This window comes from uncultured Fibrobacter sp. (assembly GCF_947166265.1).
Taxonomy (GTDB): Bacteria; Fibrobacterota; Fibrobacteria; order Fibrobacterales; family Fibrobacteraceae; genus Fibrobacter.
Genome location: NZ_CAMVDO010000054.1, coordinates 1 through 11,486, shown reverse-complemented (window position 1 = coordinate 11,486; position 11,486 = coordinate 1). Strand labels below are relative to the sequence as shown.

The 11,486-nt window shown below is 47.2% G+C and carries 7 protein-coding genes; all 7 read left to right on the top strand.

Annotation, left to right across the window (positions count from 1 at the left end; translation table 11 throughout):
* Nucleotides 1-892: hypothetical protein (locus Q0W37_RS14395; RefSeq protein ID WP_297702245.1), on the top strand; the 892-nt coding region annotated here is incomplete at its 5' end.
* 11 nt (nucleotides 893-903) lie between these two features.
* Nucleotides 904-2,400 carry a fibro-slime domain-containing protein gene (locus Q0W37_RS14390; RefSeq protein ID WP_297702244.1) on the top strand — a complete coding sequence of 499 codons (1,497 nt, stop codon included), beginning with the start codon at nucleotides 904-906 and terminating at the stop codon, nucleotides 2,398-2,400.
* 29 nt (nucleotides 2,401-2,429) lie between these two features.
* Nucleotides 2,430-5,372, top strand: a complete 2,943-nt coding sequence (locus tag Q0W37_RS14385) for a glycoside hydrolase family 44 protein (protein ID WP_297702243.1) — start codon at nucleotides 2,430-2,432, stop codon at nucleotides 5,370-5,372.
* Between the two features lie 50 nt (nucleotides 5,373-5,422).
* Entirely contained in the window at nucleotides 5,423-8,341 is a 2,919-nt protein-coding gene (locus tag Q0W37_RS14380; protein WP_297702242.1) for an FISUMP domain-containing protein, read from the top strand.
* Nucleotides 8,342-8,377: 36 nt separating this feature from the next.
* Nucleotides 8,378-9,757: an RIP metalloprotease RseP gene (rseP, locus tag Q0W37_RS14375; protein ID WP_297702241.1), complete on the top strand. Its 1,380-nt coding sequence runs from the start codon at nucleotides 8,378-8,380 to the stop codon at nucleotides 9,755-9,757.
* An 86-nt stretch (nucleotides 9,758-9,843) separates the two neighbouring features.
* On the top strand, nucleotides 9,844-10,440 hold the full coding sequence (locus Q0W37_RS14370; protein ID WP_297702240.1) for a hypothetical protein: 597 nt from the start codon (nucleotides 9,844-9,846) through the stop codon (nucleotides 10,438-10,440).
* On the top strand, nucleotides 10,440-11,288 hold the full coding sequence (locus Q0W37_RS14365; protein ID WP_297702239.1) for a hypothetical protein: 849 nt from the start codon (nucleotides 10,440-10,442) through the stop codon (nucleotides 11,286-11,288). Before Q0W37_RS14370 ends, Q0W37_RS14365 begins: the two co-directional genes overlap by 1 nt.
* The last annotated feature ends 198 nt before the right edge of the window (nucleotides 11,289-11,486 follow it).

The following is an 11,486-nucleotide window of genomic DNA, read 5'->3' as shown; positions in this document are numbered from 1 at the left end:
CATCCTATTTTTTTACCCCCTTAGAGGAATTTGCGAAAGAAAATATACGTTACCGCGGGAACAGGCTGTAACGGAACTTCCGGCGGATCAAGGCTTTGTGATTATGACTCGAGAAAATATTCAACAAATGCTTCCGCCAGGGAAAGCAATAGAGGATTGCGAAGGAAGTTGCCTTGTTGAAACAGGAAAGAATATTGCGGCGGATTTTATTTGTCAAGCACAAGTTGGCAGTTTTGGCGGTTCGCTAACGCTTTCTGCAGAACTCTATGAAACGGCCGGAAATAAGCTTATATCCAGTTTTAATGGGCGAGGTGCCGATGTTAATGAACTTTTAGAAATTATTAAGCAAAAGTCGCCCAATTTTTTTAGGGTAATATATAAAATGACTCGTTCCGAATCTAAACCAGATACGATTGGAGTTGTTGTATATGATTCGATTCCTACTGCGGCGAATGTGGTTGAAGAAAAAATGGATACATTGCCCGCGGTGTCGAATGATGCAGAAAGAGCTGATTCGTCAAGTGCTGTGGTGAAAGATGTGGAAAAGAATGATTCTGTTAGAACCTTGGCGACTAACGCTTACGATGAACTTGATAAAAAAACTGATAGCAAGGTGGGCGAAAGCATTCCTACGAATGTAAATCAAGAGAAAAAAGATTCTGGTGTACATTGGGTTCCGTTGAGCATTAGCGCCGTAGCTTCTGTGACAGGGATTGTGCTCGCTGCTATTGGAAATAATAAGGCTAAAGAGGCGTCCGAAAAGAAATATTCATCTGAAGCCGAGTACAAAGAAATTCATGAAGATACAGAGGCTGGGCAGAATCTTCGTAAAGTCGGAATTGGTCTTGCGATTGTTGGTGCTATTGGTGTTGGCTTAAGCATTGCTTTTTAAGGAACGGGACTATGAAAAAGGATGTAGCTTTTGTGTTGATGTTAAAAAAATTGATGGCATACATGGGTGCCTTTGTATGCGTTATTTTGGTGGCCTGTACAGATTATCTACAAAAATTGGAAGATGAACATGATGAATGGCTTGCGCAACAGTCCGAGACCGTTACGGAACAATCTTCGTCTTCAATATCTGATAGCAAATTGAGTTCGGAGACTCGCTTGTCGTCGAGTAACAGGGGCTCTGTTCCTGCAGAAGAGTCTAGCTCTGCTGAAAGTATTTTGTCTTCTAGTGACGAGGCTGAATTAAGTAGTTCGTCCTCGTTTGATTTGCCTGAGGTTGTTTGTAAAGAGTCTTCATCTACGGTTGAAAATGTTGCTGGAAGCAAAAAGGTTATTCGCTTTATGCCGCCCTGGACAAATACAAGTGCGGTAATGATTGTTAATGGAGAGGAATCGAATATGATTGCTGCTCCGGATTATTGTGGATGGTTTGAAGCTGTTATAGAGTTGCCTGAAAATGGACTTTTTGTATACTTCAAGCAAACCGTAGGCCCGAACTTCGTTGGTTCTAATGGCCTTGTTGAAACAGAACCTACTATTTCCACCGAAATCAATCTCGATAGCCTTGCGGCTCTGAGCGACACATTGTGGATTATAGGACAATCGGTTGGAAAGCCCGGGTTGTACACATGTTACCCAGGAATTCTGGGTGATTGCCCCATAAGAAAACTTCCGGTGATGATGTTTGACTGGCTGCACGGCGACAAAGGTGATGGAAGTGGAGAAGGAAAAAATGGCGATCCAGTAAATGGGGTTAGCGCAGACTTCGGTTCCGGTGGATGTGCTGCTAGTGGCAGACCGATGAAGGGGATGGTGGAACGATATCTTGGACCGAATGGAGTTCCCGTCAGAGCAACTGAATTTCCTGAAAAATGCAAGATTACCGAGCATCTGGATTCCTGGTTTATTCCTGAATCGTTGGCTGTCGACGGTTATGGAAATACGCTCACTAATGCCACTTGTCGAGACTTGTATATTTCGTTGGATAGCAGTGGCTATTGGCTTGCCGAAATATCGAAAAATGCGATTTCGAAAGGTAACGAAGCGAATCGTGGTGGCTTGTTCTTGTTAGATGATTTAGACTTCTTGGATTCTGCGAAAACAATTTCGAATCCTTACTATGATCAGTTGAGTGGAGGCGATGGCGAACGCCACAATTTCGGTTTCACCATGAAAATTCAGGCGACGTTCGAATATGTTCCTGGACAATACTTTGATTTCTATGGTGACGACGATGTGTGGGTGTTTATCAATAATGTGCTTGTGGTGGATATCGGAGGTCAACATCCCCAGATGGCAGGTGCTGTAGATTTAGATACCCTTGGACTTACGGTAGGGGAAACTTACCCGTTCCATATTTTCTACGCGGAGCGCCATATAAATCAATCTAATTTCCGTATGCATACATCAATTGACTTGAAATTGGATTCAAATTCCCTGTGTCGTTAAATCCGAATTATATTTACCTTGAGGTTTTTATGAAGAATCGTTTTGCTCGTCATTTTGCTATGGCCGCGTTGGCAGGGCTTTCCCTTGGCTCTGCCGCCTTTGCCGCCCAGAACGTCATCAAGGTCGATGACCTGCACCCGGGTATCGTTATCAACAAAGACAACATGATGTCTGCGGACTTGGCGATTTGGAATCCGCCTAGCCGCTATTACGACATGACCCCGGCCCTAGTCGATGGTGGCTATACGCTGTTCCGTTTCCCGAACGGGAGCCTTTCCAATGATTACCACTGGAACGGTATCGGCAAGTACGACAGCACGGGACTTTGGATTTCAGAGGAGAATCGCTGGGCGCGCGGTTTCTTGGGCGAAACGATTTACCGCGGCACCACCAAGGACAACTACGGATTTGTGCGTCGCAGTCACCTGGCCGACGACAATATGGAAACCATGTGGTGGGGCGAAATTTTGGACCCGGCGGACCCGCCCTGGATTGTGGTGGAATTCCCCGAAAAGCAGAACCTGGATTCCTTGCAGATTGACTGGGGCAATTTGCGCCCGAAGTCCTTTGAGTTTTCCTACTGGACAGAGGATTACGCCGAGTATCCGGGCGTACACCAGGCGCTTGAAAATAAGCTGAAGTTGGCGGGCACGGTCAAGGTGACCGGTGCGACGACCAAGTACAAGTTCAAGCAGATTCGCGCACGTTACGTGGCTATCCGCTTCAAGGCGCAGGAACTCCCGAGCAAGGGCGTACAGATTCGCGAAATGAAGCTTTATAGTGGCGAGACCGACCTGCTTGGCGGCAACAACTACAAGTTCTATGCGATGTCCACCCGCAACGGCGACAAGGCCCGCACCGACTGGACCGATATCAAGTGGGATTTCGAGACGTTCATGGATTATATCAAGACTCTCCCGAACGCAAAGGCCGTTATCTGCGTGAACGCGGGAACGGGAACCTCGAAAGAGGCTGCTGCATGGGTCCATTATGCGAACAAGGTCAAGGGCTACAACATTAAGCAGTGGGAAATCGGCAACGAACTCGACGGCGAATGGGAAGAATCCGGTCCGATTTCAGCAAGGCACTATGCGGCGCGATTCCTCGAATACGCCCGTGCCATGAAGGCGGTGGATCCAACGATTATCTTGCACGGACCGCTCCTGAGTACGCACAAGATGATGCAGAAGGGAGCCGGTATTCTGGATGGCAAGTACTGGATGGAAGAATTCCTGCGCATCGTGGGCGAGGCAGAAAAGAAAGACGGCAAGCGCTACCTCGACGTGGTGGACTTGCATAACTATCCGTACTGGACGCCGAATGCACCGGACGCGCACGAAATGCTCAAGGCGATGCTCGACGTGGGCCCGAACATGGATACGCTCGATGTATGGATGAAACGTCACCTCGACGGGGAACGCCGCGTGTTCCTCTCGGAATTCAGCACATGCGTGCAGGGCTTCAGCTTGCTGATGGACTATCCGCAGGCGGCCGCTGTGGCAAGCATCTTTGCGCAACATGCCGTGCGTTTCGGTAACCGTCTGCAGGTGCTCCCGTGGGATGCCTTCGGTAACGTATTTAAGGGCCCGGATGACACCTGGGGAACCATCAGCATGACGGCGCTCCTCAAGGAAGGCTCCTGGAATCATTGGAAGTCGCTTGAACCGACGGCGGAATATTTTGGCCTCTACATGACGTTTATGGATTTCCTCGAAAACGGTTTTGCCGTGCTGCCTGTCAAGAGTACCAGCCGCGATATCGAGGCGTATGCGATTGGCAAGGGCGATTCCGCCCGTGTAATGATCGTAAACTTGTCAGATGCTCCGCAGGTGGTTCAGATTGACCGTGCAAGCGTCAAGGGCGATTCGAAGGGCGACCTGGTACGCACTCAGGTGGAAATCTTTGGCGAAGATCAGTTCAAGTGGGTGGGCACGTCGCAGAACGCCTATCCGTATCCGAAAATGGGACCGAGCGGTCGGCGCCTGAATCCGAGCAAGAGCAAGGATATTACGGTCCCGCCGTTTGGACTTGCTGTCGTCCAGATTAACCCGAAGGTCGTTGGTCTCGGCAAGGAAACTGCCGCAATGCCCAAGGTGCTTACGGCCGCTCTCGAAAAGAAGGTGCTGATGGCTGGCGATACAATCGACTTGTTCGTGACCGCGATACAGCAGGATGGTCAGCTGACGAACGGTTCTGTGACCATTGACAACTGGGGCAAGAAGGGCTTGCTTGAAATCCAGGTGGCGCCCGATGACGGAAAGTGGAATGCGTCTATCGAAAGTTTCCATGTGAAGATTCCTATCCCCGTGGAAATGTATTCTGGCGCGCGCGAAATCCGTGTGGCGATTCAGGGACTTGGCAAAAAAGTGACCGTGTTTAAGATCCCGTTCCGCGTCCGCGGCGAATACCGCACGACGAGCGTGATGCAGAACTTTGATAACGGCCTCGATGCTGTCGACTGGTTCCCGGTGGCAAACGGAGACAATGCGACGACTATCGGCGCAAAGGTCTTTAACGGGGCGCCTCCGCACGGCGGCTTTATCCGTCACGACTTTATGATCGAACAGCCTCCTACGCAGGGGTGGCCGAACTTTGCTGGCGCCTACTATATCATTCCCGAAGAAGTTCACAAATCGGTCGGCATCGTGTTTGACTACGCCACGAACCATAGCAATCCCGATGGATATTTTGAAGTGCAGATTGCAAGCGAACAGGTGAAGGACTACGACGAATTCATGGTGCGCCTTAGAAATACGCACGGCTTCTGGGTGCGCGACACGCTTATCTGGGAAAACATGACGCAGGAAGGCTGGGGAAAGACCGTCGAACAGCTCGACCCGAAGCAAATCAAGAATTTCTCGTGGCGCGCCCGTTACAGCGGCACGGGCTACATTAGCCTCGACAACATTTACCTGTTGCAGGAAGACGGCACCGAAGTCCCGATGCCCCGTGGCCTGAGAAGACTTCGTTAAATGTTTCCCGAAAAAGATTCCTTGAGTAAATACCTTCTCGAGAGGATTATATGAAAAATTCTTCATTGACGAAAAATTCTGTTGTCGCAAGCGTGGCGCTCCTCGTAGCGTTTTTTATCTCCGCTTGTGGTAGTTCTAGTGATTCTGGTACTTCTGACGGTGTCGACGAAACCGTTAAACAAGAGGATGAGTGCTCCGAAGAACTGCATTCTGCTCGCGTTTTTCTGAAATCTCAGGAATCTTATTACGTATGTGACAACGGAAAACTTGTCCCTGTTGACCAATTATCATCTTCTAGCGGGAAAAAGGTACGGTCGTCTTCGAGTACAAAAGGCGACTCTTCGACAAAGACGTCGAGCAGTTCTTCTAAAAAGAACCCGACGTCGTCAAATAGCAATTCCCTGCCGGATAATACCGTGCGGTTGACTCTTTCTGAATGTGACGAGGCTTTAGAGGGGTCTATTATTTATCTTGAAGATTTAGACCAAAGTTATATTTGCAAGAAATCCAAGTGGATAGAGCTTGAACAACCTGATTCCAGCTTGGAAAAAATTCACTGTACCGAAGACGGTGAATCGATTATTTGTTCTTTTGATGAAGTCTCCAGTAGCTCGCAAGAACCGGAAGATGTCCCGTATGACAGAAATGTCGGTGCGACCTTTGTCGATAAGCGTGACAATCAGGTCTATAGACAAGTGGTTATCGGCGATCAGTTGTGGATGGCGCAGAACTTGAATTACGCTTCCGAAGAAAGCGTGTGCCCGCAGGATGATGACGGAATATATTGCGATAAGTACGGAAGATTTTATCCGAGCTTTAAAGGAGACAAACGCGATATATTGAACGATGAACTGTGCCCTTCGGGTTGGGTGATTCCCTCGTCAAAGCAATGGGAACATCTATTTGCGTATGTCGATGCGAATAATGGTAAAGAAGGAATCGCTAAAAGTCTTAAGGCCAAGGAGGGATGGTTTCCTAAAGGAACGGTTGTTGGTAAAAGAACTGCTGTAGCGAGCGGTAAGGACAAGTTTGGCTTTTCTGCATTGCCAGCAGGAAGTGTATTTGATGAAATATATGTACATGATGATGCTCGCTTTTGGACTAGCGATTGCGAAGGGGATGATTGCTTAGTGTATAAATTCTCGTTTGATTCGGATACGCTTGTGCAAGAAGTGTATAACAACGCCTTCTCTGTTCGCTGTATTAATCTCGAATATTCTGCGGGAATGTATTGCAATAATGCTCATCAAAAAGACGTTGCTGTTGCCGATGAAGATACTCTTGTGTGCGATAATGGAGCGTGGCGTCGTCGCACAGAATTTGAAAAGCGTATTGGCGTCTGTAATAGGGATGCGAATGGCGTTATAAATGTTGATGTGAATGTCAAAACTAAAAATGGACAATGGATGAATGTCTACTATACTTGTGATGAATCGGAATGGCGAGAATCGACTAGGGATGAATTGCTTCAGTACTTATTAGGGAAATGCTCCAAGGCGAATCATAAGGAAACGGTCGAAAAATCGAATAATGATTGGTTCAGCCTTTATCATACCGATATAACAGCGATATGTTTCGATGAACGCTGGTATTATATAGGGATAAATGAACCCTGTACAAAGAAGATGGAAGGTATAGTCTTTAATGATGCAGGGGGTGATAATTATACATCTAGCTATACATGTAAAAATGAGAAGTGGGTTAAATCAACGGAGACGGATGCGATTACAACTTATATTACCTCCGAGAAAGGAGCTTGCACCCGTGAAAGACAGGGCGAAAAACAGCAGTATTTTTGGACTCCGTACGAACAAAACTTGAATATTTTGTGCTATGATGAACTCTGGTATTATGTAGATGAATTGACGTACAATTTGGAAAAAGTTTGTGACTCTAAAATAAGAAACCTGGTGGTTGGTTTTTATACTTGCGATTCGAGTGGCTGGCGTGAATCAACGCTAGATGAGAAACTTGACTATTTCTATGGAAAATGTGTTTCGAAAACGCAGGGTCTTGTAGGTGAGTACAATTCTGTGTATTATATTTGCGATGGTGGCGATTGGAGAGCCGCGAGTCTCTGGGAAGAAATCGCCTATCATTATGGAAAGTGTACTTCGATAATTCAGGATTCTGTCGCAAGTTACAAGGATAAATATTATACATGCGATGCTGGCAAGTGGCGTGATTTTGTGAAAGCGGACAACTTGAAAGGCGTGTCTTGTTCCAAGGACGGAAAACTGGTAGAGGGAAAATATTTTGATGTATATGTGTGCGATGCCGATACATTTAGGGTGGCTAGTTCAAAAGAAATAAAAATTAATCTAGGCTGCACGAGTTATACAGAATCAGATACGGTTTTACAGTCTGAAAGCATATACTATGACTTGTATGCAAAATGCGTTAAAGGCGCATGGAAAGATACTTCCTTCTATAAGGATGATGCTTACGGAAAATATGTCGATGAAAGGGATGGTCAGGAATATCGGACGGTCGAAATTGAGGGGCTAACTTGGTTCGCACAAAATCTGAACGTCAATACGAAAAACAGTTTCTGTTATAATGATAGCGCTATTTATTGCGAAAAATATGGACGCTTATATACTTGGGATGCGGCAGTGACCGCCTGTCCGTCTGGTTGGCATTTGCCAGAAACAACGGAGTGGGACGCTTTCGAGAAAAAAGCAGGTGGTGCCATTGCGGTATGGGCAAAAGATGTGTGGGCGGAAACCGATTGGCTCAATGTTCCGGACTCGTTGGGCTTTTCGGTGCTTCCGGCGGGCTACTACCTTGCTAATACGAAGATGTTTTATGGTGTTGGGGGAAATGCCTATTTCTGGAGCGCCTCTGATAAGGATGATCTTGCTTACTATTGGATCGTTAGTGGATTGTATAATGCTGGCCTCAGCGTTACCGGAACCTCAAAAAACAATGGTTATTCTGTTCGCTGCGTACAGAATGCGGCTGAATAAAATCTAGCGACCTTCTATTTACTACATTATCACACGATGGAATCGATTCTCAGTAATGTCTTGATGTTTGTGCTCGGCCTGATTGGCCTGAGCTTCTTGGTGACTATTCATGAACTCGGCCATTTTTTGGTCGCGAAGTGGAACAACGTCAAGGTAAATACTTTTAGCATCGGTTTCGGCAAGAAATTGATTCGCTACCGTCACGGCGAAACGGAATACTGCATTTCGGCGATTCCGTTCGGTGGCTACGTGGCCATGGCGGGCGAGAATCCTGATACGCTCAAGGACGGCCAGGTTCCCGATGAACGCGATTTTGTGGCGAAGTCGGTTGGTGCTCGCGCATCGATTGCCTTTGCGGGACCATTCATCAACATCGTGTTCGCTTTTATCCTGCTGATGATCCTTTATATGGTGGGCGTCGAAGAACCGGCGACCAACGATCTGATTGTCGGCTTTGTGGCGAAAGATTCTCCGGCGCTCGCTGCGGGCATTCAGCCGGGCGACACCGTTACCGAAATCAACGGCAAGCCTACGCAGGGCTGGGACGATTTCCGCGAACAGATTGGCGTGAGCCTTGGAGCAAGCGTCCCTCTGACGGTACATCGTGGCGGAGAACCGCTGACGATTACGGTTGTTCCCGAAGAACTGATTGTTCCCGCACAAGATTCCACTGGCTCCGAAATAGCATTGGGTATCGGTGATATCGGTATCTACCCGCGTAACCGCGTGATTGTGCGCCTGCCGCCTGTTGCGGGTTCCGCTGCCGAAAAAGCGGGCCTTGCCGTTGGCGATACGATTTTTGAAATCAACGGCGAACACATTTCCCGCTACGAGGAAGTCGTGCGCATCATTGACGGTAGCAAGGGCGAAACCGTGAATGTCACCGTCATTCGTAACGGCGATACGCTCACGAAGGCGCTCACGCCCGCCTACAACGAAGAATATAAGCGCTACATGGTCGGCATTCAGATGGGCTACGTGCTCTTCCGCGAAACGAAAATTGTGCGCCGCGGCCCTGTCGAAGCCTTTACGAAAACCTGCGCGACCAGCTGGAAAATGACGACAAGTATCTTCCGCTACTTTAAGCGTATGTTCCAGGGCCAGGTGAAGGTCGATGCGTTCTCCGGTCCGGTCTCGATTGTTGCCGTCATGGGTAACGTGTGGATGAGCGGCTTCCAGGATTTCCTGATGCTGCTCGCTCTTATCAGCATTAACTTGGGCGTCATGAACCTGCTTCCGCTCGCGATTACCGACGGTGGCCTCCTGATGTTCCTCGCCCTTGAAAAGCTTCGCGGCAAGCCGCTTTCTACCAAGACGCAGACCGTCATCCAGAACGTCGCTGCCGCCTTCTTCATCAGCTTCTTTGTGTTTATCACGATTCTTGATTTCGGCAAACTCTCGCTGTTCCTGAAGTAAGACTTTTTTTTGGGGTTTGGGGAGAAATCTCTTGACAATGGATGTGAATTATATAATTTATATTCATGATGAGTTTGTTAAAAAGAATGCGTTTTTTGGCGTGCGCCTCGCTTATTTTGCTTTGCGCCTGCGGTGATATTATTTCATCTAGCGAAAATTACAGTCAAAGGTGCGTCGATAATTCCAACATCCAGGGGTATGCCGCAGAGTTTGGCGGCTATAAAAAAGGGAAGAGCATTCCCTTCAAACATTCGGACGGCTATCTGTTTTCCCTTACTGTCACCGAGAGAAAAAATTCCATTGACTACAGTTGCCAAAAACACTTAAAAACAACGCTAGAATCGGCATACCCCATCTATTTCATTTCGCTAGCCTCAGACGCTTCTACCTTCTATTATAGCGAAGAAGACATGAAAAAAAGCGGAAACGTCGATGTGGCTTTCGGTCAGTACGAATTTTCTCTCCCGAATCCCCTCGCTCTCCAAAACATGCCTGGTTCCGATTCTCCTTACATCGACTCCATGAAAATCAATGGAGTCGTGTACACAGGCGTTGCCGTAAGCAAAGGAAAAATCGCCTCAGTCGAATCTGACGCCAAGCTTTACTACAACACCAAAAAGGGAATCTTGAAGATCGAATTGGAAGACGGAAGCCACATTGCAATCAATGAGGAGGACGACTAATGAAAAACATGTACCTCCGAGCATTTTTTTGCGCGATTTGCCTTGCTGTTCCGGCATCTTTTTTGGCTTGCGGCGAAGACAATGACCCGCCTGAATTTACCACGGACATGCAAACTCTGTGGAATGCCCAAAAGAGTTTCAGCAAGGATTCCATCATTTATCTCGCCGACTCCGTCAAATTTGTGGACAAGGTGAATCACTACGCCGAGTTTGGAGAAAAAGAATCGCCTTCCTTGGTTTATAAAGCTAAGGCGTTGGCATCCGCTATCAATATCGGGCTGTATGTAATCCCTAGTTCTGACGGAGGCTCCATCGAAATTGTTTGTCACCCGAATCAGAATCTATTTGATACTTATGATATTGAGAAAAATCAGAAAATTATTTTCGAAGAACCCAGCTTGCCTGCAAAAAACAATGAAGGCTATTCACTAAAATTCATGGATTCCCTGAAAGTGCTTGATTCCACTTTCTACGACATCCTGCATTTCAGCGTACCTGATAGCGGCGAGAATCTTTGCTCCATTTCTGCTTTCTACTATGGAATCCATGACGGCATTGTCAGGGTCGTCAGTAGAAACGGAGTCAAATTAAATCGCGTTTCTGCACAAGTTTATGAAGATGCCAAAGACCGCAGGGCGGAAGAACGCGCCCGGGCCGATTCCATAGCGCAAGCTGTCGCTGATTCCATTATCAAGGCAAATACTCCTTCTGAAAAAGACAGCTCAGAGGGCGACGCAGAAATCAAAATTCCCCAAGAAGTAATCGATTTGGCCGATTCCGTTGCAAACTGTATCAAGAAGGCGTATTCCGAAGGTTCGCTTTCTGCGATAAAAAATTGCAAGATATAGCCGATTGGCATGGCTAATCTATGCTCCATCAATTGATAAAAATCTGACTTAAACGAAAAAGATTCGGCGTCCTCTTGACAGGCTAATAAATATTAGCTATTTTGGCTAATGAATGTTAGCTGACTGTAGAGGTGCCATGTCCACAAAAGAAAAAATCCTTGAAACTGCCCTAACGCTATTTGCCAAAAACGGATACGA

Excerpts from the sequence above, each read along its gene's own strand:
- Q0W37_RS14390 (WP_297702244.1), top strand. The coding sequence starts at position 904 with ATGAAAAAGGATGTAGCTTTTGTGTTGATGTTAAAAAAATTGATGGCA.
- Q0W37_RS14385 (WP_297702243.1), top strand. The coding sequence starts at position 2,430 with ATGAAGAATCGTTTTGCTCGTCATTTTGCTATGGCCGCGTTGGCAGGG.
- Q0W37_RS14380 (WP_297702242.1), top strand. The coding sequence starts at position 5,423 with ATGAAAAATTCTTCATTGACGAAAAATTCTGTTGTCGCAAGCGTGGCG.
- rseP (WP_297702241.1), top strand. The coding sequence starts at position 8,378 with ATGGAATCGATTCTCAGTAATGTCTTGATGTTTGTGCTCGGCCTGATT.
- Q0W37_RS14370 (WP_297702240.1), top strand. The coding sequence starts at position 9,844 with ATGCGTTTTTTGGCGTGCGCCTCGCTTATTTTGCTTTGCGCCTGCGGT.
- Q0W37_RS14365 (WP_297702239.1), top strand. The coding sequence starts at position 10,440 with ATGAAAAACATGTACCTCCGAGCATTTTTTTGCGCGATTTGCCTTGCT.